This is a genomic window from Paraburkholderia phytofirmans (assembly GCF_046028095.1).
In the GTDB taxonomy this organism is placed as follows: Bacteria; Pseudomonadota; Gammaproteobacteria; order Burkholderiales; family Burkholderiaceae; genus Paraburkholderia; species Paraburkholderia phytofirmans_A.
In genome coordinates, this window is sequence record NZ_JAQQDJ010000011.1 from 196,551 (window position 1) to 221,563 (window position 25,013).

25 protein-coding genes are annotated in these 25,013 nt (G+C 64.2%); 12 read left to right on the plus strand and 13 right to left on the minus strand.

Annotation, left to right across the window (positions count from 1 at the left end; all coding sequences use genetic code 11):
* The 4 genes from PQR54_RS27950 to PQR54_RS27965 form a co-directional block, all read right to left on the minus strand.
* The gene (locus PQR54_RS27950) at positions 1-606 is read right to left on the minus strand and encodes a pyridoxamine 5'-phosphate oxidase family protein (protein ID WP_408251368.1); all 606 of its coding nucleotides are present in this window, start codon (positions 604-606) and stop codon (positions 1-3) included.
* 29 nt (positions 607-635) lie between these two features.
* A complete protein-coding gene (locus PQR54_RS27955) occupies positions 636-1,505 on the minus strand; it encodes an NAD-dependent protein deacetylase (protein ID WP_408251369.1) in 870 nt (289 codons plus the stop codon).
* A 53-nt stretch (positions 1,506-1,558) separates the two neighbouring features.
* On the minus strand, positions 1,559-1,771 hold the full coding sequence (locus PQR54_RS27960; protein ID WP_408251370.1) for an oxidoreductase-like domain-containing protein: 213 nt from the start codon (positions 1,769-1,771) through the stop codon (positions 1,559-1,561).
* 77 nt (positions 1,772-1,848) lie between these two features.
* Positions 1,849-2,613, minus strand: coding sequence for an SDR family oxidoreductase (locus PQR54_RS27965; RefSeq protein WP_408251371.1), 765 nt, complete (start codon positions 2,611-2,613; stop codon positions 1,849-1,851).
* Between the two features lie 229 nt (positions 2,614-2,842).
* Here PQR54_RS27965 and PQR54_RS27970 point away from each other — a divergent pair, with 229 nt between their 5' ends.
* Positions 2,843-3,700, plus strand: a complete 858-nt coding sequence (locus PQR54_RS27970) for a polysaccharide deacetylase family protein (protein ID WP_408251372.1) — start codon at positions 2,843-2,845, stop codon at positions 3,698-3,700.
* Between the two features lie 103 nt (positions 3,701-3,803).
* Here the strand turns inward: PQR54_RS27970 and PQR54_RS27975 are convergent, their stop codons facing one another.
* Together PQR54_RS27975 and PQR54_RS27980 are read right to left on the minus strand one after the other, a co-directional pair.
* The gene (locus tag PQR54_RS27975) at positions 3,804-5,216 is read right to left on the minus strand and encodes a DUF2252 domain-containing protein (RefSeq protein ID WP_408251374.1); all 1,413 of its coding nucleotides are present in this window, start codon (positions 5,214-5,216) and stop codon (positions 3,804-3,806) included.
* 87 nt (positions 5,217-5,303) lie between these two features.
* A complete protein-coding gene (locus PQR54_RS27980) occupies positions 5,304-6,317 on the minus strand; it encodes a hypothetical protein (RefSeq protein ID WP_408251376.1) in 1,014 nt (337 codons plus the stop codon).
* 427 nt (positions 6,318-6,744) lie between these two features.
* Between PQR54_RS27980 and motA the strand changes: the two genes are divergently transcribed.
* The 4 genes from motA (at position 6,745) to PQR54_RS28000 (ending at position 9,844) form a co-directional block, all read left to right on the plus strand.
* Positions 6,745-7,614 (plus strand): flagellar motor stator protein MotA, encoded by an 870-nt coding sequence (gene motA, locus PQR54_RS27985; RefSeq protein ID WP_408251378.1) that lies wholly within the window; start codon positions 6,745-6,747, stop codon positions 7,612-7,614.
* Positions 7,615-7,628: 14 nt separating this feature from the next.
* Positions 7,629-8,618, plus strand: a complete 990-nt coding sequence (gene motB, locus PQR54_RS27990) for a flagellar motor protein MotB (protein ID WP_408251380.1) — start codon at positions 7,629-7,631, stop codon at positions 8,616-8,618.
* An 85-nt stretch (positions 8,619-8,703) separates the two neighbouring features.
* On the plus strand, positions 8,704-9,387 hold the full coding sequence (locus PQR54_RS27995; protein WP_408251651.1) for a Pr6Pr family membrane protein: 684 nt from the start codon (positions 8,704-8,706) through the stop codon (positions 9,385-9,387).
* Positions 9,388-9,556: 169 nt separating this feature from the next.
* Complete coding sequence (locus PQR54_RS28000) at positions 9,557-9,844, plus strand: CsbD family protein (protein WP_168791284.1); 288 nt, start codon at positions 9,557-9,559, stop codon at positions 9,842-9,844.
* A gap of 96 nt (positions 9,845-9,940) precedes the next feature.
* On the opposite strand, the gene PQR54_RS28005 is transcribed toward PQR54_RS28000, so the two are convergent.
* The 3 genes from PQR54_RS28005 to PQR54_RS28015 all read right to left on the minus strand — a co-directional run bounded on the left by PQR54_RS28005 (position 9,941) and on the right by PQR54_RS28015 (position 13,212).
* Complete coding sequence (locus PQR54_RS28005) at positions 9,941-10,753, minus strand: exodeoxyribonuclease III (protein ID WP_408251382.1); 813 nt, start codon at positions 10,751-10,753, stop codon at positions 9,941-9,943.
* Positions 10,754-10,776: 23 nt separating this feature from the next.
* Positions 10,777-10,995 carry a hypothetical protein gene (locus PQR54_RS28010; RefSeq protein WP_106304997.1) on the minus strand — a complete coding sequence of 73 codons (219 nt, stop codon included), beginning with the start codon at positions 10,993-10,995 and terminating at the stop codon, positions 10,777-10,779.
* Between the two features lie 159 nt (positions 10,996-11,154).
* The gene (locus tag PQR54_RS28015) at positions 11,155-13,212 is read right to left on the minus strand and encodes a D-(-)-3-hydroxybutyrate oligomer hydrolase (RefSeq protein WP_408251653.1); all 2,058 of its coding nucleotides are present in this window, start codon (positions 13,210-13,212) and stop codon (positions 11,155-11,157) included.
* Between the two features lie 209 nt (positions 13,213-13,421).
* Here PQR54_RS28015 and PQR54_RS28020 point away from each other — a divergent pair, with 209 nt between their 5' ends.
* The 4 genes from PQR54_RS28020 to PQR54_RS28035 all read left to right on the plus strand — a co-directional run bounded on the left by PQR54_RS28020 (position 13,422) and on the right by PQR54_RS28035 (position 18,090).
* Positions 13,422-14,147: a 2Fe-2S iron-sulfur cluster-binding protein gene (locus PQR54_RS28020; protein WP_408251385.1), complete on the plus strand. Its 726-nt coding sequence runs from the start codon at positions 13,422-13,424 to the stop codon at positions 14,145-14,147.
* 12 nt (positions 14,148-14,159) lie between these two features.
* On the plus strand, positions 14,160-15,161 hold the full coding sequence (locus PQR54_RS28025; RefSeq protein ID WP_408251387.1) for an FAD binding domain-containing protein: 1,002 nt from the start codon (positions 14,160-14,162) through the stop codon (positions 15,159-15,161).
* Positions 15,158-17,380 carry a xanthine dehydrogenase family protein molybdopterin-binding subunit gene (locus PQR54_RS28030; RefSeq protein ID WP_408251389.1) on the plus strand — a complete coding sequence of 741 codons (2,223 nt, stop codon included), beginning with the start codon at positions 15,158-15,160 and terminating at the stop codon, positions 17,378-17,380. Before PQR54_RS28025 ends, PQR54_RS28030 begins: the two co-directional genes overlap by 4 nt.
* Before the next feature lie 122 nt (positions 17,381-17,502).
* Entirely contained in the window at positions 17,503-18,090 is a 588-nt protein-coding gene (locus PQR54_RS28035; RefSeq protein WP_408251391.1) for a nucleotidyltransferase family protein, read from the plus strand.
* 102 nt (positions 18,091-18,192) lie between these two features.
* On the opposite strand, the gene PQR54_RS28040 is transcribed toward PQR54_RS28035, so the two are convergent.
* A complete protein-coding gene (locus tag PQR54_RS28040) occupies positions 18,193-18,735 on the minus strand; it encodes a PaaI family thioesterase (RefSeq protein WP_408251393.1) in 543 nt (180 codons plus the stop codon).
* A gap of 350 nt (positions 18,736-19,085) precedes the next feature.
* Here PQR54_RS28040 and PQR54_RS28045 point away from each other — a divergent pair, with 350 nt between their 5' ends.
* Positions 19,086-20,687, plus strand: coding sequence for a UdgX family uracil-DNA binding protein (locus tag PQR54_RS28045; RefSeq protein ID WP_408251395.1), 1,602 nt, complete (start codon positions 19,086-19,088; stop codon positions 20,685-20,687).
* A gap of 80 nt (positions 20,688-20,767) precedes the next feature.
* Here the strand turns inward: PQR54_RS28045 and PQR54_RS28050 are convergent, their stop codons facing one another.
* Both PQR54_RS28050 and PQR54_RS28055 read right to left on the minus strand, forming a co-directional pair.
* On the minus strand, positions 20,768-22,057 hold the full coding sequence (locus PQR54_RS28050) for a type II toxin-antitoxin system HipA family toxin (RefSeq protein ID WP_408251397.1): 1,290 nt from the start codon (positions 22,055-22,057) through the stop codon (positions 20,768-20,770).
* An 8-nt stretch (positions 22,058-22,065) separates the two neighbouring features.
* Positions 22,066-22,491, minus strand: coding sequence for a helix-turn-helix domain-containing protein (locus PQR54_RS28055; protein WP_408251399.1), 426 nt, complete (start codon positions 22,489-22,491; stop codon positions 22,066-22,068).
* A 444-nt stretch (positions 22,492-22,935) separates the two neighbouring features.
* Between PQR54_RS28055 and PQR54_RS28060 the strand changes: the two genes are divergently transcribed.
* Together PQR54_RS28060 and PQR54_RS28065 are read left to right on the plus strand one after the other, a co-directional pair.
* Positions 22,936-23,640 (plus strand): PIG-L family deacetylase, encoded by a 705-nt coding sequence (locus PQR54_RS28060; RefSeq protein ID WP_408251401.1) that lies wholly within the window; start codon positions 22,936-22,938, stop codon positions 23,638-23,640.
* Positions 23,641-23,650: 10 nt separating this feature from the next.
* On the plus strand, positions 23,651-23,893 hold the full coding sequence (locus PQR54_RS28065; protein ID WP_408251662.1) for a hypothetical protein: 243 nt from the start codon (positions 23,651-23,653) through the stop codon (positions 23,891-23,893).
* Between the two features lie 43 nt (positions 23,894-23,936).
* Here PQR54_RS28065 and PQR54_RS28070 read toward each other — a convergent pair whose 3' ends face one another.
* Positions 23,937-25,004 (minus strand): 2-aminoethylphosphonate aminotransferase, encoded by a 1,068-nt coding sequence (locus tag PQR54_RS28070; protein WP_408251403.1) that lies wholly within the window; start codon positions 25,002-25,004, stop codon positions 23,937-23,939.
* Positions 25,005-25,013: the final 9 nt, after the last annotated feature.

Sequence of the window (25,013 nt, forward strand, 5' to 3'; positions counted from 1 at the left end):
TCAGTAGAGGGTGGTACGCACGCGTTCGGCGAGTTCGCGATCATAGGTCGCCGCGTCGAACTGCGCGCCATTGATGCGCCGATGAATCTCGCCCGCGCTCGGCAGCCGCGAACGTTCGACGTGATGCGCCGGGTCCCACAGCTTCGAGCGCACCAATGCTTTCGAGCAGTGAAAGTAGACGCTGTCCACGTCGATCAGCAGCACGGTGCGCGGCAGTTTACCTTCGACGGCGAAACTGTCCAGCCATTGCGGGTCGTCGGTAATACGGCCGCGGCCGTTCACGCGCAAACTTTCGCCCACGCCGGGAATGATGAACAGCAGCGCGAGACGCGGCTCGACGATGATATTGCGCAAGCTGTCGAGCCGATTGTTGCCGAGCCGGTCAGGCAACGCGAGCGTGCGTTCGTCGACGATACGCACGAAGCCCGGCGCGTCGCCGCGCGGCGAACAATCGAGGCCTTCCGGGCCGGCCGTCGCGAGCACGGCGAACGGCGCGACTTCGACGAACGCGCGGTAGTCCTCGTTGATATGGTCAATCTCTTTGCGCACGGCGCGCTCGTGCGGTTGACCGTAGAGGGCTTCGAGCTGTGCGATCGTCGTCAACATCGGCATTCCTTTTTTGTTGGTGTGGCCGTTCAATCCAGAGCAAGCCGGCCGGCCAGCGCGGTCAGCGTCTCCGCGCAAGGCGCCGTGACTTTCAGCGACAACAGCGGATCGGCACGCGTGCGCCCGAGATTGATCGCGACGACCGGCTTGCCCTGCTTCTGCGCCCACACGCAAAAACGGTAGCCGGAATAAACCATCAGCGACGAGCCGACCACCAGTACGGCGTCCGCCGCGTCGAGCGCGTGCGAGGCCGCCTCCACGCGCTCCTTCGGCACGCTCTCGCCGAAGAACACCACCGAAGGCTTCAGCAGACCGCCGCAGTTCGAGCACGACGGAATGCGAAAACCGCCAAGATCGTGCCACTCGAGATGCGCGTCGCCATCGGCGGCGGTTTCGGCGGTCACGTCGACGAGCGCGGGATTGTCTGCTTCAAGCTTCTGCTGGATCGACGCGCGCGAATGCTGCGTGCCGCAGTCCAGACACGTCACACCGTCTATGCCGCCATGCAGTTCGATCACCTCGCGGCTGCCCGCGCGCTGATGCAGGCCGTCGACATTCTGCGTCACCAGCGTCGGCACGTGGCCGGCCGCTTCGAGCCGCGCCAGCGCGATATGCGCGGCGTTGGGCTGCGCGTGCGCGACCACTGGCCAGCCGACCATGCTGCGCGCCCAGTAGCGCTGGCGCATGGCGAGCGTGCCGAGAAACTCCTGCAGCGTGATAGGCGGCGAGCGCTTCCATTCGCCGTTGTCGTCGCGATAGCCGGGAATGCCGGAGTCGGTGCTGATGCCCGCGCCGGTCAGCACGAACAGCCGCGGATAACGCTGCACGAAGCGATGCAGGTCGTCCAGCGTGTGTGAGTCGTTGAGGGGTTCGAGAGGCGCGGGCTGAAGGTCGGTCATGACGGGCATGGTGAAGGGCTGCGGCGGTCGCGGGGCAATATCTCGAGCGCCGTTTAACGGTGCGAACGCGGCTTGCTCTGCCGCGTTGCCGTCTTATGCTGCGCCTGCCGCGCTTGCCACTCGGCCAGCGCGGCTCGATAACGTTCGAGCGCTTCGTCGTAGAGATCGAACACACACGGATTGCAGCCGCTATGACAACAGTCGTCGAGATCGGGCTGCACGGGCGGCACCGGCTGCGGGTCGTCCTTCAGTGTGGCTCGGGGCACGGCAAATCGCGTTCCATCAAGGCGGGAAGCGAACAGTATAAGTTGATCCCGCGCCGCTTGCTGTTCGTGCGAGACCGTCAGCCCCGGCCGACGAACGGCATCTTGCTCGCCATGATGGTCATGAACTGCACGTTCGCCGAGAGCGGCAGTTCGGCCATGTGCAGCACCGCGTCCGCCACGTGCTGAACGTCCATCAACGGCTCGACCGCGATCTCGCCGTTGGCCTGCGGCACGCCCCGCGCCATGCGTTCGGCCATTTCCGTCGCGGCATTGCCGATGTCGATCTGCCCGCACACGATGTCGTATTTGCGCCCGTCGAGCGACACGGCTTTCGTGAGCCCGGTGATAGCGTGCTTGGTGGCGGTATAGGCAACGCTGTTCGGCCGCGGCGCGTGCGCCGAGATAGAACCGTTATTGATGATGCGCCCGCCGCGCGGATTCTGCGTTTTCATCAGACCGAAGGCCGCGCGCGTGCACAGGAACACGCCGGTGAGATTGGTGTCGACCACCGAGCGCCATTCGTCGATATCGAGTTCGTCGATATCGACGGGCGAACCGTTGCGGCCCGCGTTGTTGAACAGCACGTCGAGCCGGCCGCGGCGCGCACGGATCGTCTCGAACAACGCGGTGACGCTATCGGCGTTCGTGACGTCGCACGCCACCGCGAGCGCGTCGCCGCCGAGTTGCTGCGCCTGCTGAACGACGGCGTCGAGCGGCGCCTGACGGCGGCCGGCCAGCACGACGCTATAACCGTGTTCCAGCAGCTTGAGCGCACTCGCGCGGCCGATCCCGCTGCCCGCGCCCGTTACCAGCGCGACCTTCTTGATTCCCGTATCCGTCACGTCACGTCTCCTCGTAGTTCAGTTGATGCAGGGTGCAGAGAGTCTGCACGCGAACCGGCCGTCGCGGGCCATCGCGGGCCGCAACGTCTTTCGGCGCGCTTTCATTATTTGCCATTCCTGCCCGCGCGAGCGTCGCGGCGCGCATCAATGGTATCGTTTGCCGTTGCGCGCCGCGCGCGCGATTCAAGCCCTTCCCAGGAAGGAGGAAGGAAGACAGGAAGCACGCTTTATGAAACAACTCTCCACGCCGCCGCATGGCGTCCACGACGCGCCGTCACGCCGCTGGCCGCAAACCGGCTATCCCGCGATGCTCACCGCCACCGCTGCATGGCACGTCATCGTGCTGGCAGGATGGCTGATCGCACCCAGCGCATGGCCCTGGTGGCTCGCCGCGATTTTTGTGAATCACGCCATTTTCACCGTGGCCGGGCTGTTGCCGCGCACTTCGCTGCTCGGTCCGAACTGGACCCGCCTGCCGGCCCACGCGCGCAACGCCGACGCGATCGCGCTGACCATCGACGACGGTCCCGACCCGGCCGTCACGCCGCAAGTGCTGGACCTGCTCGACGCCTTCGGCGTGCGCGCCACGTTCTTCTGCATCGGCGCGAAGGCGCAGCGTTATCCGGAACTCGCGCGCGATATCGTCGCCCGCGGGCATGCGCTCGAAAATCATTCGCAGATCCACGTCCACACGTTTTCCGTGACGTTGCCGGGCGCCCTCACGCGCGAGATCGACGCGGCGCAATGCACGCTAGAGACCTTGAGCGGCGAACGGCCGATGTTCTTCCGCGCGCCGGCCGGCTTGCGCAACATCTTTCTCGAACCGGTCTTGCGCAAGCTCGATCTGCGGCTCGCGGCATGGACGCGGCGCGGTTACGACACGCGTGAGCGCGATCCTCGAGTGGTCGCGCGGCGACTGCTCGACGGCCTCGCGCCACGCGACATTCTGCTGCTGCACGACGGCAACGCCGCCCTGACGGCCGAGGGCACGCCGTTGATCCTCGCGGTGCTGCCGCGCGTGATCGATGCGGCGCGGCAACGGCATCTGCGTTTCGTGACGCTCCGCGAAGCGCGCGTGGACAACTGAAGCGCATAGACGCGTACCCGCGCGGGCCACTCAGCCAATGCGCGTTGGAGATCACGCGGCTCGCGCGCAGTTCATCGCGGAGCAAAGAAGGCGAGCACCTGCGCTACATGCGGAAATCCGCCGCCATGTCTTCGTCCGTGCGCGCCTCGAGCTGGCCGCTGCGGCACGCCTTCAGGAACACGTCGTAATCGCGCTCCACCTGATCCGCGTAAGCCGCCGCATAGGCGCAGAGCGCTTCCGCGAACTGATCGCCCCGGCCGATATACGCGCTGACTTCGATGGCCTGCCCGCTCGCCTTCGCATGCGCGCGCGCCATGATCCAGCCGCATAGCCGCGCATAACCTTCGAGCAGATCGATATCGAACAGCTCGATGTTCGCCGAGAGCTTCATGTCGCGCAGCTGCCGGAAATAGAAATGCCGGCCGAGCGGCCCCGTCGCCCAGCCGAGGAAGATATCGCTCGCGGCCTGCAGCGTGCGCTGCCCCTGCACGACGCGTTCGCCCTCGTGCTTGCTCGCTGGCGACTTGTAAAACCGCGCGATCACCGAAGGCCGCGCCTCCTTCATTTGCAGGAACAGCGGCTTACCCATGTGATCGACCATCAGCACCACCATGCAGCGCGTGCCGACGCTGCCCACGCCCACCACCTTGAACACGATATCCTGCACGGTGAAATGACTGAGCAGTTCGCGCCGGTCATGCGACATCGTCTTCAGATACTCGCCCCACATGCGGTCGAGCATCTTGCGCGAGCTCCCGGTTTTGTACGCTTCGGTCTCTTCCTCGGTGAACAGCGTGTTGGCACCAAGCACATGGAACAGCGCCGGTGGCGCGTCGCGAATCGTCCAGCGTTCGCCGTCGCGCTCCGCCATTTTCTCGAGCAGGTTTTCGTGCGTCCGGCTCGCGGCCTTTTCCATGCCGCGCCGCACGGCGCGGCGTCCTTCAGGCGTCAGCGCGGTTTCCGCCATGCGGTCGAAGGTGATGCGGTCGTACCAGAGTTCGAGTGCGCCGCATTGCGCATACTGCGACATGCGATCGCGGTATTCGGAGACCGCCGTCATCACGAGATTTTCCGCCGCGCCCCGACTCAGGCGCATATGGCGCGCGGCGACGACGAGGCTCGCGGTCAAACGCTTCAGGTCCCACTCGAACGGCCCGACCGACACCTCGTCGAAGTCGTTCAGATCGAAGACGAGTTGCCGCTCGGGCGTGGCGAAACCACCGAAATTCATCAGATGGCCGTCGCCGCAGATCGGCATGGTCAGGCCGGAGTCGCGCACCTGGCTGAGGTCGTGCGCCTGCAGGATCGCGGTGCCGCGAAAAAACGTGAACGGCGAGACGGCCATGCGCCCATAGCGCAGCGGCACGAGGTTGTGCACCCGATCCTCGCTGCTTTGCTTGAGCAACTCGATCGGGTTGCGATGCAGTTCGCCTACCGCCTTATGGCTCGAACGTTTCGAATGCTCGCGAGCGGCACGGCCCCGGGCCTCCCGTTCGGCGATGGTGCTGGCTTTCATGCTCTTCTCCGTTTTCAGATCTTGAATAGCGGTTCGAGAGACTGCTTCTTCTGGCACGACGACATCCGGCGACTGACGCACGAGCCCTCACCACCGATAGCCCACACCGCCGAAAATCACATCCGAGTCGCGATCATAACGGGTCATGACGCGGTTCCATGCGAGCCGCGCGTCCCAGTGGTCGGTGATGCGATACGCGCCCGCGATCGTGATGAGACCGGAGAACGTCCCGGCGCCCGGCCCGGGCGACTCGCTGTGTTCGTTCTCGTTGATCGCATAGTAGGCGCCGAAGCCGACCGCCAGCGAAACCTTGTCGTCGAGGAACGCGCGGGTGGCCCACAACTGGCTCGTCAGGCCGTCGCGGCGCGCCACCTGGGTGCTGCCTTCGTGAAGATAGCCGACCGTCACGTCGAGATACTTCGCGAGGCCGCGCCGATACTCGATCGCGCCGCCCACCGCGTTCGGCGAGCTCGGCGAATTGACGATGGTTTTGCCGAGATACAGCGCCACTTCGTTATTGGTGACTTTGTGCGGGCTGCCGCTTGCCCAGTCGCGCGGACCCGGCGAACCCGGCGCGTCGAGCTGATAGCCGACGCCGACCATCACGCCGGACGAATCCGGTCCGCGCTGGACGTGCACGCGGTTCAACTGGAGTTGCGTGATCCACCGGTTCGACGCGTAGTACGCGGCGCGCACGCTGTACACCACGCCCCAGCCGTGCGTGTTGGAATAACTGCCGCCCTGCTGGGGGGTGGTCGTATCGAAGTAGCGATAGGGGCCGACGCCTGCTTGCACGACGAACTGCGGGCTACCGACGGGAATGCGCGCCCACAGCTGGATCATCTGGCCGTCGCGATGATGTTCGGGAATATGCCCTTCGTTGAGCCACGTGAAGCTCGCGGCGAAATATTGCCCGAGGCCTTCCTGATAGTTGAAGGCCCACGTATAGGTGTTAATACTGCTCGCGCGCGAGCCGCCGCCGAATAGCGAAAATTCCTGAGCGTCGCTGAGCGTGGGAATGAACAGCAGGCCGAGTCCCGTGACGCAGGCCGCCGCCTTGGAAACCAGACAGCGTCGGGCGGCAGATGTCAAAGTCCGCATATGGGATTCTTCTCCGGTTGAGTCGCTAGCGCTGCTAGTGTTCATGATCGACGGAGATTCGTGACGCGGCAGGGCGTCACACGGGATGCTGTCGGTTCAATCTGTCCGCCATGCTAGCAGACCGATCGGTAAAAAGGTTCGTAACCGTTTGCATCAGCGGCATCAGCGGGATATTGGCGGGTTTTTACGAGCTCAGCAATACACGTTGTAGTTGCAACGATCGCAAAACGCGGACAAATTTACCGGCACCTATTCAAAACTAACCGATTAGTGAATTTTTTGGTGTTTCATTCGGGCTGGCACTTCAGCAATAGCGAATTCAGCCGTTTACCCATACATGCAAAAACTTTTGTGACGCACCAGAAAAGTCCTTGAAACAGGACCCGTTCTGATCGACCGTGCGCCGCGCAAGATAATCGGAGAAAGCATGTTTGTTGCAATCGGGTGGCTTCTGGTGATCGGTTCTGTGATCGGTAGTTTTATCGGCGTGGGTGGGCACCTGCCGGCGCTTCTTCAGCCGTTCGAATTACTCTGCATTTTCGGTGCGGCAATCGGCGCATTTGTCGTGAGCAATCCGACTTCCACGCTGAAGAAAACCATCAAGGCGATTCCGTCATGCTTTAAAAGCGGCGGCTACACCAAGGAAAAATATCTGGAACTGATCGCGCTGCTTTATGAACTGCTTCAGAAGGCGCGCAAGGAAGGCATGATGTCGCTCGAAGCCGACGTCGGCGCGCCGGAAGAAAGTGTGATTTTCCAGAAGTATTCACACGTGCTGGAGGACCATCATCTGCTCGACTTCATTGTCGATTATCTGCGCATGATGTCCGGCGGCAATGTGAACGTACTCGAAGTGCAGGACCTGATGGACGAGGAACTGGCCACGCATCACGCGGAAGCGTCGGTCGCGGCGAACGCGATTCAGAAGATGGCCGACGGCCTGCCCGCCTTCGGTATCGTCGCCGCGGTGATGGGCGTCGTGCACACCATGGGTTCGGTCGGCGCACCGCCCGCCGTGCTCGGCGAGATGATCGCCGGTGCGCTGGTGGGCACGTTCCTCGGCATTCTGCTCGCGTACGGCTTCATCGGGCCGGTCGCCGATCTGCTCAACGCGAAGGGCCGTGCCGAGGCCAAGCCGTACCAGTGCGTGAAAGCGGTGCTGCTCGCGTCGCTCTCCGGCTACGCGCCGCCGATCGCTGTCGAGTTCGGCCGCAAGGTGCTGTTCACCGCCGACCGTCCGAGCTTCCAGGAACTCGACGACGCCGTGCGCGCCACCAAGATGCCGAAGTCGGCCTGACGCGGAGCGGCATGATGAGCGAAAGAAGATCGCGCGCCTCGCAGCAGGAACAGGCACCGGCGCCGGTGATCGTGCGCCGGTCGAGAAAAGGCGGCGACCACGCTGGCCATCACGGCGGCGCATGGAAGATCGCCTACGCCGATTTCGTCACCGCGATGATGGCGTTCTTCCTGCTGATGTGGCTGCTCGGCTCCACGTCGAAGTTCGACAAGCAGGGGATCGAGGATTATTTCAACACGCCCCTGTCGAGCCTGCTCGGCGGCAACGAAGGCACGGCCGCCGCGCGTCCGAGCGTGGTGCAAGGCGGCGGCCGCGACATCTCCGATACGCGGCCCGCGGTCGGCAAGAAAAGCCAGAGCGAACCGACGCCGCCCGCCGCGGCCACGCCGTCGGTGACGCCGTTCGATGCCGCGCGTCTCGAGCAACTGAAGGCGAAGCTCACCGCCTTGATCGAGCAAAGCCCCACATTGAAGGCGTTCAAGGATCAGATCCGCATCTCGATCACGAACGAGGGGCTGCGTATCGAGATCGTCGATTCGCAGAACCGGCCGATGTTCCCTTCCGGCAGCTCGAAGCTCCAGCCGTATGCGGTGACGATCCTCACGCAGATCGGCGCAGCGTTGAACGACGTCGACAACCGCGTTTCGATTGCCGGTCATACGGATGCGGTGCCATACACCGCGGGCCCGGAAGGTTATTCGAACTGGGAGTTGTCGTCGGAACGCGCGAATGCCGCGCGCCGCGCGCTCGTCGCCGGCGGCATGCATGGCGAAAAGCTGCTGCAGGTTCGCGGACTGGCCGACGTATTGCCGCTGAACAGCCATGTCGCCGACGAGCCGACCAATCGGCGCATCAGCATTCTCGTATTGAACAAGGCCGCGGAACTCGCCTTCTTTCACGATGGCGGACGCACCGCGATAGACGAAGCCACGCCGGCAAGTTCGACCATTCCCGCCGTGGTCGAACGCTTGCAGCCGGTGACCGGTTCGCATAGCACGCCGTAGCATTTTTCGGCCGGGCGTCGACAGATTTGGCGGGTGCGCTCGATAACGCACATTGCAAGGCACCTGTGTGTATAAAATCAAACTCATGCGCCCCGCCCTTTCCGAGCAACGGGAGCCCGAACTTCCGCTGCATACGCCCAGTGTATCGTCGGTGACACTCGCCGCGATCATCGCCGTCATTGCGTGGATTTCGATCGTCGCGCAAGCCGAGGTAACGATCGATCGCACGCTCGCCCGCGGGCTCACCGTGTTCGACGGCCTCGCCCGCATGAGCAGCTACCTCACCAATCTCACGGCGCTCGCCTGCGCAATCTGTTTTACCTGCGTGGCCTTGCGCAGGCACAGATCGACGCCTGCGCGCTTTTTCCGCCAGCCAACTGTAGTCACCGCCGTGGTGGTGTACATGGCGTTCGTGGGGATCGCCTACAACCTGCTGTTGCGAGGTTACTGGACGCCCACGGCATTCCGGATGCTGCTCAACGAGTCGCTCCACAGCGTCTTGCCCATGCTCTCCGCGCTCTACTGGGTGCTGTTCGTGCCGCGCTTTCATCTCAAGCTGCGGCATTGTCTGTGGTGGCTGGTGTATCCGCTGACCTACCTCGGCGTGACGTTCTGGCGCGGGCGTTTGTCGGATTTTTACCCCTATCCGTTCATCAACGTCGAAAGGCTCGGCTTCACGCACGCCATGGTGAATTCGGCGCTGCTGTTCGGCGGCTTCCTTATGTTGATGGCTCTGTTCGTGGGGATCAATTCCCGGCGGCGCCACTGAGCGCCGGACCGGCGTCGACCCTTTGCCCTTCCCCCCCCGGGCGCGCTTCTTGCGCCCTGTCTGGTGGACGTAAGCCGCGCTTTCCGGCGCGGCGTGCGCGAGACCTTGGTGTGGCAGCGTTGCGATCGCAATGGCTCACACGTAAATTTGACAATGGGAGCAAAAACGTATGGACACCAATTCGGCAGCTAACACAGCGGAAGGCGCGGTCAAGGAAGTCGCGGGCAAGGTTCAGGGCGCCGTCGGCGACGTGCTGGGCGACACCGGCACGCAGCTGGCCGGCAAGGCGAAAGAGCTCAGCGGTAAAGCCCAGCAACTGGCCGCGAGCACGACGAGTCTCGTGCGTGAGACCACGGCGGAAAGCCCGTTCACCGCGATCGCGGTGGTCGCGCTCGCCGGTTTCGTGGCCGGCGCGCTGTGGGCGCACGGAGCGGCGGGACGCGACTATCGCCGTTAATTTTCGACACGGTTGACCATCGGGCGATCTGCTTCAGGCGATCGCCCGTTTCGCGTTTATGCACCACCGTTTGTGCGCTAGCGTTTATCGATCCCTTTATGCGCCGTTTTTCTTGCGGCGCCCCGCGCCCATCTCCAATTCGACCCACGTAGGCGCATGGTCGCTCGCGTGCGGCTCGCCCCGCACCCAGCGGTCGACGCCCGCATCGCGCAAGCGCGGCGCGAGGTCGGCGCTCAGCAGCAGATGGTCGATGCGCAAGCCTGAGTTCGTGTCCCAATGCCGGCGGAAATAGTCCCAGAAGGTGTAGACGCGTTCGTCGCCGAAATGCGTTCGCAGCGCGTCGGTCCAGCCTTGCGCGAGCAGCCGCTGGTAGCGCTCGCGGCTCTCGGGTTGCAGTAGCGCGTCCTTCAGCCAGGAGCGCGGGTTGTAGATGTCTTCGTCGGTGGGCACCACGTTGAAGTCGCCGGCCAGCACGACCGGATGAGCGCTTTTGTATAGCTTCGCCGCGTGCTTGATGAAATGGTCGAACCACGCCAGTTTGTAGTCGAACTTGGGGCCTGGTTGCGGATTGCCGTTCGGCAGATAGAGGCACGCCACCAGCACGCCGCCGACCGCTGCTTCGAGGTAGCGGCTATGCGTGTCGTCCTCGAAACCGGGCAGGCCACGGCGACTCTCCAGCGGTGCTTCGCCCTTCGACAGGATCGCCACGCCGTTCCATGCGCTCTGCCCTTGCCAGATCGCGCCGTAGCCCGCGTCGCGAAGTTGCTCGACGGGAAACGCGCTGTCCACCGCCTTGAGTTCCTGCAAACAGACGATGTCGGGCGACTCGCGTTCGAGCCATTGCAGCAGCGCCGGCAGGCGCGAGCGGATTCCGTTGATGTTGAAGGTCGCGATTCGAAGCCTGGCCACGACATGTCCTCCTGCAATGCGTGCTATTGCGCCGCCGCGTCGCACCACTCCATCGCCCAGGACTTCGCGCATGAGATGGCATCGGCCTGGTCGGAAAAGGCGTCGATGTCGCCGGAATCGTGCGACTGGACGTGCTCGTTTTTGCGCGGCACGCGAGTGATCTTCGCTCTCGCGTAGTAGAGGCCGTCATCATCATGGCGGGCGCGGCAATCGATATGAAAATGCCGGTAGTCGAACTGCATTCGCTCTCCTTTAAACGCGCTTCACTTCAACGCATCACTTCAACAGCGGTAGCATCGCTTATACCCGGACAACTGTGCTCACTGCACGGCGGCTCACGCACACTGGCTCGCGTGCGTGATTGCCGTCGTTATGAGCGCGGCGCGTGCAGTCCGCGCGACTCAGTTTGGCACGTTCACGGCGCCGTTGGTCACGGTGATCGCATTGATGCCGGGACTCGCCGCGATCGCAGGCAGATTGGCCGTCGTCAGCGCGGGCGCGGCGCCGGCCGTGCCGCCACGCGGCACCGTATGAATCACCTGCGACGGCGGCAGCGGCGTACCGCTCTTCAGATGACTCCACATCAGATTGAGCGCCTGCAGATTGTAGTAATGCAGCGGCACGAAGCGCGTATCGAAGCCCGCCACGCCGAGGAACGCATCGAAATGCTGGGCGTTCGTCACTTCGTAGAACGAGAGCTTGCTCGCGCCGCCTTCGCTCAATTGATTCAGGCCGAGATACGGGCGCGATGCATGGTTGATCGGCACCAGCGCATCCGCGCGGCCCTGCACGATGATCGCAGGCTTGCCATGCAGATTCGCGTTCACGCGGATGGCCTCGACGCTGTTGGTCAGCGCGCCGTTCGTCCACAGCGTACGCAGGCAGGAGGCGCCCGCATAACTGCCGTCGGGCGTCGCCAGCCGGTGGTCCGCTGCGCCGCCGCCCGAGTTGAAGACGAGGTTGATGCCGTTGGTCGGCGGCACCCCGTTGCCATTGCCGAACACCGTGAGCATCGGCGACACGGCTGGTGTTACGCCAGCTGTTCCCGTCGCGCTCGTCGTGCCGAAGCTGAAGTCGCAAAGGTTGGCGGTGACGCTCGCTTTCGCGTACGCATCCGCGTAAGTCACTGCAACGGCCGGCACCGCTTGCGAGTCCCACATCGGCGCTTGCAGCAGATCGGAGTCGGTCTGGTAGCCGTTCTGATGCAGCAGCGCGAGAGCATTGATCGCCTGGGTCGTCACGTTGCCACCCGCGATCACGCCGGCGCTTGCCAGCGACGCACAACGCGCGGTGCGGATCGCCGTGGTTGTGGCGAGCGGCAGCGCCGTCAGATAGGGTGCGCCGGCTGCGGCAGGCGCGAGCGCCGCGCATGGTTGCAACTGGTTGGCGAGCGTCATGTAGTCGGCGAGCGGCTTGCCGAATGCACCGACGGGCACACCGCCCTGAGCTACCGACACCTGCGCCGGCAAGCGCAAATTGATCTGCGGTTCGCCGACGACGACCGCGGTGATCCAACCGGACGTGTCCTGTTCCGCCGCCGCGAGCGACGCGCCGCCGCCGTTACTCACCGAAGCCGCGATAGTCGTAATGCTGCCGCCCGCGTAACGCACGGTGCGGGTCGAACCGTTGAGCGCGCCATACGAATCGTTGAGCGCCCAGTACGCGAACTGGATCGCCTCCAACGTATCGTTGCCCCAATCCTTCTCGGGATTCTGCTGCGAGTGCGCATGCTTGAACGCGTAGCGATTCGGAAACTGGCTGTTGTAAGTCGCGAGATCGGTGTTGCCCTGGTTGGCCGTGAAGAGGCTGGCCTTGCCCGCGGCGGTGGCATCCTGCAAGGTGCCGTCGATCAGTGTGACCCGATTGGACGACAGTTCATGCGCACCGTTGCCACTGCCTTTATCCGTGTACGCCACCGCGCAACCGCGCTTGAGTCCCCACTCGCCGGCCGCCGAAATCGCGCCGTACACGCCGCGCGAACCGGATGACGTCGCCGTGACAATGCACGGCTGATCAGGATTGAAGCTCGCCGGTATCTGCACCAGCATGGTGACGTTCTGCGTGCCGCTGCCGTCGTCGGCGTAAGCGATGTATTCCTTGCCGGCGATCTTGCCTTCGCCGAGCGTGTCGTTGCCGTTCAGATCGACGTTCGGCCCCCAGAAGCGTCCATAGCCGCCGTTCGCCGTCATGTCGACGAGCGCGCGATAGTTCGACCAGATGGCGAGGCGCCGGAGTTCGGCGGCGGTAGGTTGCGCGGCGTTGGCAATGGCCGGCGCCGTGGCCGACGCAAGGCCGGTTTTGCCCAGGCCCGCAGTAAGCAGATCGTCGGTATTGCCGTCGTAGGACTGGGTTTTTACCGAGGAGGCGGTAATGAAACCTGGTAGCGTGTTCGCTTGCGGCGGCGAATTATCGTCATTGCCGCCGTGACAGGCAGTCAGTACGACTGCCACCGCAAACATTATCGCCAGGGTTCGCACCACCGGCACCGCCCGTTGCGCGGGCTCGACTCTGAGTGTGGACTTCACGTTTTTCGTCTCCGATATTTGCTAATACCGTTGTGAATGCAACGGCACCGAAATTGCTGCGTACTGTCCAATGGATCGCGACGCTTCGGATACCGACGCATCGCTAGCCTGCATTGACCTTTCAATGGAGTCAATAGAACGTCATGTCCTCGCATAACGAAAGTCAGGATCCGGGCGAAGTCCCAGCCGCCATCCCAACCAAACCTTCACGCCGCCGCTTTCTTCAATCTGCTGCCGCTGCCGCCACGGTCGGCGCTGCGCCGCATCTGCGCGCGCAAACCCAAACCCCAACCGCGCCGCCGGCTCAGGTTCAGCAAGCCGTGCCACCGCGCCCGGTCACGCTGACTGTGAACGGACGCGCATACACGCTGCAACTCGAACCGCGCGTGACCTTGCTCGATGCATTAAGGGAATACGCGGGCCTGATGGGCACGAAGAAAGGCTGCGATCGCGGTCAGTGCGGTGCATGCACGGTGCTCGCCGACGGCCGCCGCATCAACTCCTGTTTGACACTCGCCGTGATGCACGAAGGCGAGAACATCACGACGGTTGAAGGGCTTGCCGCCAACGGCGCATTGAGTCCGATACAGCGCGCCTTCATCGAACACGATGCCTTTCAATGCGGTTACTGTACGCCCGGGCAGTTGTGTTCCGCGACTGCCCTTCTGAACGAATTCCGCAACGGCACCGCCAGCACCGTCACCGCCGATGTCCGCAGTCGCCCCGCTCAACTCTCCGACGACGAGATCCGCGAGCGCATGAGCGGCAACATTTGCCGCTGCGGCGCCTACGCGAATATCGTGGCCGCCGTACGGGCGGTGCACGAGGGCGGCGGACCAGTGAGCGGCAACAACAACCCCAACGCCTGACGGAGCCAACGCATGGATGCGATCTCTTATGAACGCGCCGGCGATGTCGCCGGCGCAGTGCGAGCGGCGCAGCAACCGGGGGCGGTGTTCATCGGCGGCGGCACCAATCTGCTCGATCTGATGAAGGGCGGCGTAGCGCGGCCGATGCGGCTGATCGATATCACGCATATCAGCGGACTCGATACGGTCACGACGCTGCCTGACGGCGGCATCCGGCTCGGCGCGCTAGTGCGCAATAGCGATGCGGCCAACCACGCGCTGGTGCGCGAGCAATATCCGTTGCTCTCGCAAGCATTTCTGGCGGGCGCGTCGTCGCAATTGCGCAATATGGCGACGGTGGGTGGCAATCTGCTGCAACGCACGCGCTGCGGCTATTTCTACGACACCGCCTTCACGCAATGCAACAAGCGCTCGCCAGGCAGCGGCTGCGCGGCGCTCGACGGCCACAATCGCACTCATGCGATTCTCGGCGCGAGCCCGCAGTGCATCGCCGTGAATCCGTCGGATATGAGCGTGGCGCTTGCCGCGCTCGATGCCGTGGTGCGCGTGAGCGGCCCGGCCGGCGAGCGGACCATTGCGTTCGCCGACTTTCACCGGCTGCCCGGCGACCGGCCCGATGTCGATACCACTTTGCAACCCGGCGAACTGATCACCGCCGTCGATCTGCCGCCGCCGCTCTTCAGCGCGAACTCCCACTATCTGAAAGTGCGTGACCGCGCCAGTTACGCATTCGCGCTGATCTCGGTTGCCGCCGCATTGCAGATGGACGGCGGCCGCGTGAAGACCGCGCGCATCGCGTTGGGCGGCGTCGCGCATAAACCGTGGCGCGCGAGCGTCGCGGAACAGATGCTCAACGGTCAGCCGCTCACGCAAGCGACATTGAGCAACGCCGCCGCGGCCGCATTACGCGAAGCGCGGCCGCAACACGACAATCGTTTCAAGGTGCAGCTCGCGCAGCGCGCGATCGTGCGCGCCGTGAACCAGGCCGCCGGCCGCGCGGGAGGTGTCGCATGAATCTGATCGGTCAACCCGTCGACCGCACCGACGGTCTGCTCAAAGTCACCGGCGAAGCCCGCTATGCCGGCGAATTTCCCGAAGCGCGTCTTGCGCATGCGGTGCTCGTGACCAGCACGATTGCGAGCGGCACCATCGCCTCGATCGATGCGAGCCGCTCGCAGTCACTGCCCGGCGTGCTGCTCGTGATGACGTATCAGAACGCGCCGCGTCTGCCGAACGGCGGCAAGCCCGCGTTGGCGCCGCCGGCCGGACGCCGCCTGTCGCTGCTGCAGGATAATCAGATTCACTACAGCAACGAACCGGTCGCCGTGGTGGTGGCCGACACGCTCGAACACGCTACCGACGCCGCGCGTCAATTGCGCATCACGTATCAGAGCAGCGCCGCGACCGTTGACTTCACGCGGGCCAAGCCGAACGCGCATGCGCCGGACAAACCGCAAGGCCGGCAGACAGACACGCAACGCGGCAGCTTCGACGACGGTCTGCAAAGCGGCGCGGTGCACGTGGACGCGACGTACACCACGCCGATCGAACATCACAATCCGATGGAACCGCACGCCACGATGGCGCACTGGGACGGTCCGCAACTCACGCTCTACGATTCGACGCAAGGCGTGAGCGGCGCGGCACTCGCGATCGCGAAGACGTTCGGCATGTCACCGGCCGATGTGCGGGTGATTTCGCCGTTCGTGGGCGGCGGTTTTGGTTGCAAGGGCTCGTCGTGGTCGCACGTGTCGTTGTGCGCGATGGCCGCGAAGCAGACCGGACGCCCCGTGCGGCTCGTGCTCGAACGCCCACAGATGTTCGGACCGGTCGGCGCGCGACCGCGCACCGAACAGCACTTCGTGCTCGCCGCACGCCACGACGGCACGCTGACCGCGATGCGCCACGACAGCATCTCGAACACCTCGGTGATCGAAGACTGGACCGAGACCTGTTGCATGGTCACGCGCATGCTGTACGAGGTGCCGAACCAGGTGACCACGCATCGCCTCGTGCCGCTCAATCTCGGCACGCCGACTTTCATGCGCGCACCGGGCGAGACGACCGGTTCGTTCGCGCTCGAATCGGCGATGGACGAACTCGCGGCAACTTTGAAGATGGACCCGCTCGCGCTGCGCATCAGGAATTACGCCGAGGCCGATCCTCAGGAAAACAAGCCATGGTCTGGCAAGTCCTTGCGCGAGTGTTATCAGATCGGCGCCGAGAAATTCGGTTGGTCGCGGCGCGCGCCCGCCCCTCGCTCGATGCGCAACGGCGGCACGCTGATCGGCATGGGCATGGCGACCGCCACCTATCCGGCCAATCGCAGCGAAGCCAGCGCCATCGCGCGGATTTTGCCGGATGGCACCGCGATGGTTGCGTCCGGCACCCAGGATCTCGGCACCGGCACCTATACCGTGATGACTCAGGTGGCCGCCGACGCGCTCGGCTTCGCGCCGGAAAACATTCACTTCGCGCTCGGCGATTCGTCGTTGCCGAGAGCGCCGGGATCGGGCGGCTCGCAATCGGCCGCGAGCGTCTCGCCGGCCGTGCGCGATGCGGCGAACCAGGCGCGCAGCCAGCTGATCGCGCTGGCGCTCGCCGATCAGGCATCGCCCGTGCACGGCATCGCGCTCGACGACATCACCGTCGAAAACGGCTGGGTGACGAGCCGCTCGCAACCGGGCAAGCGCGATCCGGCGGCGGCGATCATCGCGCGCTCGGGCGGCAAGCCGATCGAGGCGAGTGCGACCGTCAAGCCCGGCGACGAAAAGCAGAAGTACTCGTTTCACTCGTTTGGCGCGGTGTTCGCGGAGGTGCATGTCGATGCCGATCTCGGCGCGATCCGCGTGGCGCGTGTGGTCGGCGTGTACGACGTGGGGCGCGTGCTCAACCAGAAGACGGCGCGCAGCCAGTTGATGGGCGGCATCGTGTGGGGTATCGGGGCGGCGCTGCAGGAAGAGACCTCGCTCGATACGCGCTATGGCCGCTTCACCAACGCGAATCTGGCGGAGTATCACGTGCCGGTGAATGCCGATATCGGCTCGCTCGACATCACCTTTATCGACCGGCCGGATCCGTATATCAACTCGCTCGGGGTGCGAGGTATCGGCGAGATCGGCATTACGGGCGTGCCGGCGGCGATTGCGAACGCGGTGTATCACGCCACCGGCGTGCGCGTGCGCGATTTGCCCATCACGCTCGATAAGGTGATGAGTGGGGTGCAGGTTTGATGTGCGCGCTTTTGCGCTCGCGGTACGAATCGAAGGCCCAGCGCCGCGCCTTTATATTGGCGCTTGCCTGAGCCCGCGTTGCATCGCACAATCAACCTCATCCCTTCTACCGGTGCCCGCCCATGGCCTACGCCTCGCTTGCCACTGGCGTGTTGCTCGCCGCCGGCTTCGGTTCGCGCTTCGACCCCGACGGCCTGCACAATAAGCTGCTGGCACGCATGCCCGACGGCACGCCGGTGGCGCATGAAGCCGCGCATCGGCTGCTGCGGGTCGTGACGCAGGTGGTGGCCGTGGTGCGGCCGGGTTCGGACGCGCTCGCGCGACTGCTCAACGACGCCGGCTGCGACGTGGTGTTCGCGGCGGACGCCGAACGCGGCATGGGTACGAGCCTTGCCGCCGGCGTCGAGGCTAGCGCGGAGGCCGAGGGCTGGATCGTCGCGCTCGCCGACATGCCGCGCATCGACACCACTACGATCGAAGACGTGGCGCGCGCGCTGGACAGTGGCGCTTCGCTGGTCGCGCCGTTTTACAAAGGGCAGCGCGGACATCCGGTCGGCTTCGGCATCGAGCATCGCGACGCGCTTCTGGCGCTCGACGGCGATACGGGCGCCAGATCCTTGTTCATGTCGCAGCAGGTGACGCGGCTCGACGTCGACGATGCGGGTATTTTGCGCGACGTCGATACGCCTGAGGATTTGCGCAAGCTGTAGGCCGGTCGATTGCGCGAAGGTCGAAGGGCGGGATGCGCGTGGCGATGAAGTGAGTTACGCGACCGACGATCTGGCGGGCAGCGGGCCGCGTGAAATCCCGACTTATCGGTTAGGTAGCTCGAACACAAGGCAGGTCGTCGTGGCATGGGCGTAAAGCGTGCCGTCGGGGCCGACCAGACGTGCTTCCGCGGTCGCCAGTTGACGGCCGCAGTGGATCACTTTGCCCTCGGCGCGGACACGCTGCAGGCGCGGTGTCACCGCTTTCACGTAGTTCACGCTCAGTTCGGCGGTCGTATAGCCGCGGCCGGGCGGCATCATCGTGTGCACTGAGCAGCCAAGCGCGGAGTCGAGCAGTGTCGCCATCCAGCCGCCGTGAACCGTGCCCAGCGGATTCAGATGCTGGGCGAGTGGCGTGCCCTGGAACACCGCGTGTCCCGCAGCGACTTCCATGAGGGTAAAGTCGAGCGTCTTGGCGATCGCGGCGTACGGCAATTCGCCCGCGACGATCGCTTGCAATACTTCCAGTCCCGACTTGCCCGCGATCTGCTCCGGACTCGCGAGACCCGGTCCCGGCCCGGCATTGATTCTCGCAAGCACGTCCCGTTCTTCTGCAATCCAGCGTTCAAGGGTTTGTTCGTTAGCCAATGCAGGTGTCCCCCGGTAAATGAAAAGAGAGTGAGGGCGCCAATTACATCATCAATCGGCGGCCGCCGCTGTCCGCTCCGCCGGGTGTAAAGCTGTGGACGCCGCTTCGGCGAACGTTGGAAGGTTTGCAGAGGGCCGATCGGTAGTGGCCGCTATTGGGCTTGGTTCGGTCATGAAGCGTCCATGGGCCCTGACTTGGTCTCAATAGAAGCCCCCCGGTCACGAATTCCATTTCCCTGCGGTAACACGCTTGATCTGGACCGGCCTTCAGGCGCATACTGTATATTCATACAGTATTTCAGTCCGCACGGATTCATGCGTTTAGCTACGCATAGCCGCGGCGCATCCGCATGAAACGCATTTCTATCGAACCGTCTTTTGCCGCCTGGCGCCATGCGGCGCGGGAACTGCTGCGGCAAGGCGTCGAGCCGGAGCAGATCGAGTGGGTTGAATGCGATTCGTGTGATTCGGCCGGCTCGGATAGCGGCAACGCAAGCGTTCAACAAGGTTCCTCCTCCGCTGCGGCCGCTCCCACGCCCGCCATTCCTCGTGAGCTGCTCGCCTGGCTGAAAACAGCGGCGTGCTTTTACGCGCCGGATCGGTGGCCCCTGCTCTACCGCATCCTGTGGCGCTGGACACACGGCGAACGCCACGTCCTCGATCCGCAAGACGCCGACGGCGCGTTGCTCGATCAGCGCATCCAGTCGGTCGAGCATGAAACCGGTGACCTGGTGGCGCTCACCCTGTTCAGGCGACGCGATCCGTCCATGGGACCGCCGGAATTCGTCGGCTGGTACGAGCCGCATCATGATTTGCTGGAACTGGTCGCCGAGCGTTTTGCCGAACGCATGGGCGATTCCACGTGGATGCTGGCGACGCCGCAAGGCGCGGTGTTCTGGAACGGCATGCTGCTGCGAATCAGCCGGCCGGCAGTGGGAGAAGACGGGCATGTCACGCACGCTTTGCCGGCCAGCCAGTTGAACGAGCCAGCCACGCTGACGTTGCCGCCGAGCCAGCGGAGCGGGCCGACCACGCCGACATTGCCACCGGGCCAGCGGAGCGAGCCGACCACGCTGACATTACCGCCGCGGCAGCGGAGCGGCCCGACCGCGCCGACATTGCCACCCGCCGCCATGGCCGGCGAAGCCACCACCAGCGAACCTACCGAGGCGCTCTGGCTCGCCTACTACGCCAGCGTATTCAATGGCGCGCCGGCGCCCGTGCCGCTGCTTTACTGGAAAACGCCGCCCGCCGGTCCGCCGCTGCCCGCGCAACTCGCGCGCGAACGGAGCCGTCTTGGCGCGCAGAGTGGCACTGTCACCGTTCCGGCAATGCCGCCGCTCGAATATTCAGCGGTGACGCCACCCTTGCGCGAGCCCACTGGCCCGCTGCCCACCTGCCGGCGCTGCGCGTTGTGGCGCAACGCGAAGCAGGCCGTCGCGGGCGCCGGTCCGGCTCAGGCAGCGCTCATGGTGGTCGGCGAACAACCCGGCGAGCATGAGAACCAGCACGGCGTGCCCTTCACGGGCCCCGCCGGTCAACTGCTCGACACGGTGCTCGCGCGCGCCGGCCTCGAACGCTCGGCGCTCTATCTGACCTATGCCGTCAAGCATTACAAGTGGGAAACGCTGGAACAGCGGCGCGTCCATCGCACGCCCGCGCGGCGCGAGGTCGAGGCTTGCCGGTACTGGCTGGAACATGAGATCACGCAGGTCGCGCCGCGCGTGGTCGTCACGCTCGGCGCGACGGCGCTGAAGGCGTTGACGGGCGCCCACGTCAATCTGTCTGAATATCTGGGGCAGACCATCGATCACGGCGGCCGGCTGATCGTGCCAACGTGGCATCCGTCATATGCGCTGAAAATGGCCGACGGACGGTTGCGCGAGGATATCGTCGCGGGCATAGTGGCGGCGTTCAGGCACGCGGCGCAGTTGGCGGCGAAAGGAGCGTAGCTTTTTTACCCTGAATCTGTGCTGCTCGCACACGCCTCAACTTCATTGATTGACTGTCTTGTATGCCTGCGCACCCAAATTCATTGCAGGGCCGCCGCCACCTTGGTCTGCTCGTTTTCGAACGCGGGCTGAAAGGCATCGAGGTCGTCGTCGGTCATGCCGACCGGCGCCGACTTCGCGACGCGTTTCCAGTCGCTGACCGCGTTGCGAACTTCATCGAGGATGCGTTTCGCCTCGTCGGCAGAGAGCCTGAAGTAGCGGGCTTCGTTCATCACGGCCTCGATCGAATCGACCGGCCCGTAGTCTTCGTTGAGCCACAACTTCAACTCGGGGTCCTTATCCGGAAAAGGGTTGATGTCGAATGCCGGCGCGAGCCGCCACTGCCCATGCTCGACGTGCAGGAAACCGTGGTTCTGCACATGGTCGTCGACGTTGGTGATCAGCAGATTGAACACGAGTCGCCGCCACAACTCTTCGAGATCGCGCTTCGGGTCGGCGCAACGCGCGATGATGCAATCCGCTATCTGGGTATAGGCGTGCTCTTCCTGCCGCGAGGCTTGCAGCATGGAACCAGCCGAGAGGTACGGAATCCGGCCGCCGTTCGCAACACGATCAAAGCGGCGCACAAGCGCAACCGGGATGCCTTCCGACATGACGATGCGCGATTGCGCCACCGTAATGCCGGCGGCTGCGGCCAGATGAAGAGCGAGCACTTCCCCACGCGTAACACTGCGGTCGTCGTTGACGCTCGGAAACTTGCCGATGGCCAGTTGCCCATCTTCATCGAGAATCGTGCATTTGGGCCGCATGCCGCCCAGCGATGTTCCGCGCCCGCGCAAATACCTCAGGTCGGCTGCGGTTTCCCTGTTCATCTCGACCGCGCGAGTGGCGCCGATCAAATGACCCAGTTCGAGCAAGGGCGGCGTGCCACGCCCTCCGTCTTCGATGCTACGCAAATAGTTGCCCGCCTCGTCCACGAGTCGCAACGCGCCGATCCGGCTCATGTCGTCTACACCCAGCAGGTAGTCCATCTCCGTGAGCCCGGCGCGCGGCACCTCCTGCCCCTTCTCCTGTGCCGATTTGCGACGCCTTGCGTGGTCACGCGCGATAACCCGGCATCCCCATCCGTCCGGCTCGGTGTCCGCAAATGCGAAGTGGAAAATCGAATCGTCTCTGGAGGGCGCCTTACGAAACTGCTGACCGTAGACGAGTTGCAGATCGGGTGAGATCTCGAACCGGTCGGTCGATTGCAGCCACGCTTCGTGATAAGCAAAGGTTGAGTTTTCGCGTGCGCCGTCCTTGTTGAAAGTCAGGGCGCCGACGGGAAGCGCAGCCTGGCCGAGCGCCACCTGGACGATCTGCTGCGACATAGGCCGCTTCATAGAGCCCCCGATTCGGGCGTGACACGTTTATTGCGAACCCGCTGCGGCAGTTGCTGATTCATTAAGGTCAGCCCGATGGTATCGGCAGCGGAATCGAGTAGTCCGTTGATTTTGTCCAACTCACCCAGGACGAGGAACGCCTGCGCGATCGTACCGATGGGAATACGTTCGTCGCCGTGTTCCATGCGACGCAGCGTAGCTACGGACGTCTGAATGCGCTCGGCCATTGACGCCTGCGTCAACCGGCGCCGACGTCGCGCCAGCGCAAGGTCTACTCCGAGTTTCTTCAAGGCACGCACGACAGGTAGAGGGAGCGGATCTCTTTTTCTCTTAGCGCTCACATGTGAGCGCTTATGCGGCTTTGCGGTTTCCATGTGAGCGGTAAACGTCGTGATATTGGTTCCCCTATTGTCCGCGCGCATCGCTTCCCGGTCAAGAAAATCATCTTAATCGATCACATATGAGCTCTTAATCAATTTTTGCGCTCACATGTGAGCGATTAACAGGAAGGATTAAAGTCATGAGGATGGCGGCACCTGCTTAGCCAAAGCGGCGTTCCGGGATCGAGATTCGCCAGGGTTCAGCGCGCACGAAACGTCACGTACTGCCCATCACAACGACGCCGTCTCGCCGCGCAAAGGTGAGCCAATCCGGGAAACCTTCCACCCGCACGGTGAGCCTCTGCAGAACCCGCTACCCGCCGAGCCCTTCAGGCACGCCGCTTGCACACCACAAACCCGCCGCGCAAGCCGCGACGATTCCGCCTAAGCTGATGTACCGCCGCATTTTTCCAAGCATCGGCGCGACACTCGAGCCACTACCCGCTTCCTCCACGGCCCGCGCGTCGCGAACCCAACACACGCCCCATGAGCGAAACCAGCCCACGCCTTTTTATTGTCTCGCCCCATTTCGACGACGCCGTCTTCAGTTGCGGCGCATTGCTCGCCGCCCACCCCGACGCCGCGGTCTGCACGGTATTCGCCGCGCCGCCCGAGCAGACGATGCATACCGAATGGGATAAAAAGGCAGGCTTCACGGACGCCCATCAGGCCATCCACGAACGCACGCTGGAAGACAACCGCGCACTCGAAGTGCTCGACGCGATTCCGCTGCGCATGCCGTTTCGCGACAGCCAGTACCTGGACTCGCCCTCGATCAGCAAAATGGCGGCGGCGCTCGAAGAAACCATCTACCGCACTACCGCCAACACCTTGCTGATGCCGCTCGGCCTGTATCACGACGATCACGTGCGAGTGTTCGAAGCCTGCTGTGAAATCCTGCCGCGCCTGTCGCATCTGACCTGGTTCGGCTACGAGGAAGCGATTCACCGGCGCACGCCCGGCGTGGTGCAGGCGCGGCTCGCCGATCTCGCGCAGCGCGGCATCGTCGCGACGCCGGCCAGTCCGAGCGCCGGCCACACCATCGACGCGCAGCGCCGCGCGCAACTCAAACGCGAGGCGGTCTATGCTTATGAGAGCCAGTTGCGCGCATTCGGCGCGGGCAATTACGACGACGTCTTCGCGACCGAGCGCTACTGGCAGCTCAGCGTGGGTCGTCGCGTGAAAAAGTAGGAGACGCGGTGTGCCGGAAAGGCCTACGCTTGAAGAGAACGGCCGGCGTGAGTTCGACGCCGTCGCCGCACTGGCCTCTTCTCCACTCAAAGGTGCTGCCATGAGCTACGACATGCATACCAGTCCGATTCCCGACCCCAACGCCGATCCGAATCGCGACCCGGAAGCCGATCCGCTAGTACCGCCGTCGCCTGGCCATCACACCGAGGAACCGCAGCGCCCCGATGGGCCGCCGGATAAAGACCCGGTGTGACCGCGTTGCACGGCCAGCCACCGGAAGCGCCCATCTACGCCAATCAGCGCATCAGTTCGGTAAAGCCTTGCAACAGACGGTCGATGTCGGCGGCGTGAATGTTGCCCATCGTCGAGATGCGGAACAGTTCGGCCGACAAGCCGCCTTGCCCTGCATAGATGACGAAGCCGCGCGCCTTCAGCGCGTCGTGCAGTTGCGGATACGCAATGCCTTCCGGCAAGCGGTACGCGCGCAATACCACCGACGACTCTTCCGGCGGCAACACGCTGCCGATGCCGCGCTCGGCAAGGCCCGCGCGCGCCTGTTCAGCCAGCGCCGCGTAGCGTGCGTGACGCGCGCGCCAGCCGCCTTCGTCGGCGAGTTCGCGCAGCGCTTCGACGAGTGCGTAATACGCATGCACCGACGGCGTGAACGGCGTGTTGCGCTGGTCCTGCAACTTCGCGAGACGGCCGAGATCCAGGTAATACGTGCGACTCGCCGCCTGCGCGAGCGCCGCGCGGCGCACCAGCACGAACGACGCGCCCGGCACGCCATGCAGACATTTGTTCGCCGTGGCGGCGACCGCGTCGAGACTGGCGTCGGCGAAATCGATCGTTTCCGCGCCGAAGCTGCTCACGCCGTCCACCAGCAGACGCAGTCCGCGCTCGCGGCACAATGCGCCGAGCGCCGCCAGATCGTTTAGACGGCCGGTGGTGGTTTCATGATGGATCACGGCGACGTGCGTGAACGCCTTATCCGCGTCGAGGCGTTCGGCGATCTTCGCGAGATCGGGCGCCTGCATCCAGTCGTGCTTCAGCGATTCATGCGCGATGCCGTACTGCGTGGCGATCTGCGAAATACGCTCGCCGTACACGCCGTTTTCCACCACGAGCAGCTTGCCGTTCTGCGGCACCAGCGCGGCAGTCATGCTTTCGACTGCCGCCGTGCCGGAGCCGGTCATCAACACGGCCTGCCATTCGCTGGCGTCGAGACCGTAGAGGTCGACGAGGCGCGTGCGGGCCTCTTCCTGCAGATCGAAAAACTCGCTTTCGCGGTGGCACAGATCCGTCTGCAACAGGCTGTTGCGAACGCGTTCGGTGAGCGTCACTGGGCCTGGATTGAGCAGCAGCATGAGGGTTCC

Bases quoted from the DNA above. Each gene is read 5' to 3' on its own strand.
- PQR54_RS27950 (WP_408251368.1), bottom strand. From the start codon at position 606: ATGTTGACGACGATCGCACAGCTCGAAGCCCTCTACGGTCAACCGCAC.
- PQR54_RS27955 (WP_408251369.1), bottom strand. From the start codon at position 1,505: ATGACCGACCTTCAGCCCGCGCCTCTCGAACCCCTCAACGACTCACAC.
- PQR54_RS27970 (WP_408251372.1), top strand. From the start codon at position 2,843: ATGAAACAACTCTCCACGCCGCCGCATGGCGTCCACGACGCGCCGTCA.
- PQR54_RS27975 (WP_408251374.1), bottom strand. From the start codon at position 5,216: ATGAAAGCCAGCACCATCGCCGAACGGGAGGCCCGGGGCCGTGCCGCT.
- PQR54_RS27980 (WP_408251376.1), bottom strand. From the start codon at position 6,317: ATGCGGACTTTGACATCTGCCGCCCGACGCTGTCTGGTTTCCAAGGCG.
- motA (WP_408251378.1), top strand. From the start codon at position 6,745: ATGTTTGTTGCAATCGGGTGGCTTCTGGTGATCGGTTCTGTGATCGGT.
- motB (WP_408251380.1), top strand. From the start codon at position 7,629: ATGAGCGAAAGAAGATCGCGCGCCTCGCAGCAGGAACAGGCACCGGCG.
- PQR54_RS27995 (WP_408251651.1), top strand. From the start codon at position 8,704: ATGCGCCCCGCCCTTTCCGAGCAACGGGAGCCCGAACTTCCGCTGCAT.
- PQR54_RS28000 (WP_168791284.1), top strand. From the start codon at position 9,557: ATGGACACCAATTCGGCAGCTAACACAGCGGAAGGCGCGGTCAAGGAA.
- PQR54_RS28010 (WP_106304997.1), bottom strand. From the start codon at position 10,995: ATGCAGTTCGACTACCGGCATTTTCATATCGATTGCCGCGCCCGCCAT.
- PQR54_RS28015 (WP_408251653.1), bottom strand. From the start codon at position 13,212: ATGTTTGCGGTGGCAGTCGTACTGACTGCCTGTCACGGCGGCAATGAC.
- PQR54_RS28020 (WP_408251385.1), top strand. From the start codon at position 13,422: ATGTCCTCGCATAACGAAAGTCAGGATCCGGGCGAAGTCCCAGCCGCC.
- PQR54_RS28025 (WP_408251387.1), top strand. From the start codon at position 14,160: ATGGATGCGATCTCTTATGAACGCGCCGGCGATGTCGCCGGCGCAGTG.
- PQR54_RS28030 (WP_408251389.1), top strand. From the start codon at position 15,158: ATGAATCTGATCGGTCAACCCGTCGACCGCACCGACGGTCTGCTCAAA.
- PQR54_RS28035 (WP_408251391.1), top strand. From the start codon at position 17,503: ATGGCCTACGCCTCGCTTGCCACTGGCGTGTTGCTCGCCGCCGGCTTC.
- PQR54_RS28045 (WP_408251395.1), top strand. From the start codon at position 19,086: ATGAAACGCATTTCTATCGAACCGTCTTTTGCCGCCTGGCGCCATGCG.
- PQR54_RS28050 (WP_408251397.1), bottom strand. From the start codon at position 22,057: ATGTCGCAGCAGATCGTCCAGGTGGCGCTCGGCCAGGCTGCGCTTCCC.
- PQR54_RS28055 (WP_408251399.1), bottom strand. From the start codon at position 22,491: ATGCGCGCGGACAATAGGGGAACCAATATCACGACGTTTACCGCTCAC.
- PQR54_RS28060 (WP_408251401.1), top strand. From the start codon at position 22,936: ATGAGCGAAACCAGCCCACGCCTTTTTATTGTCTCGCCCCATTTCGAC.
- PQR54_RS28070 (WP_408251403.1), bottom strand. From the start codon at position 25,004: ATGCTGCTGCTCAATCCAGGCCCAGTGACGCTCACCGAACGCGTTCGC.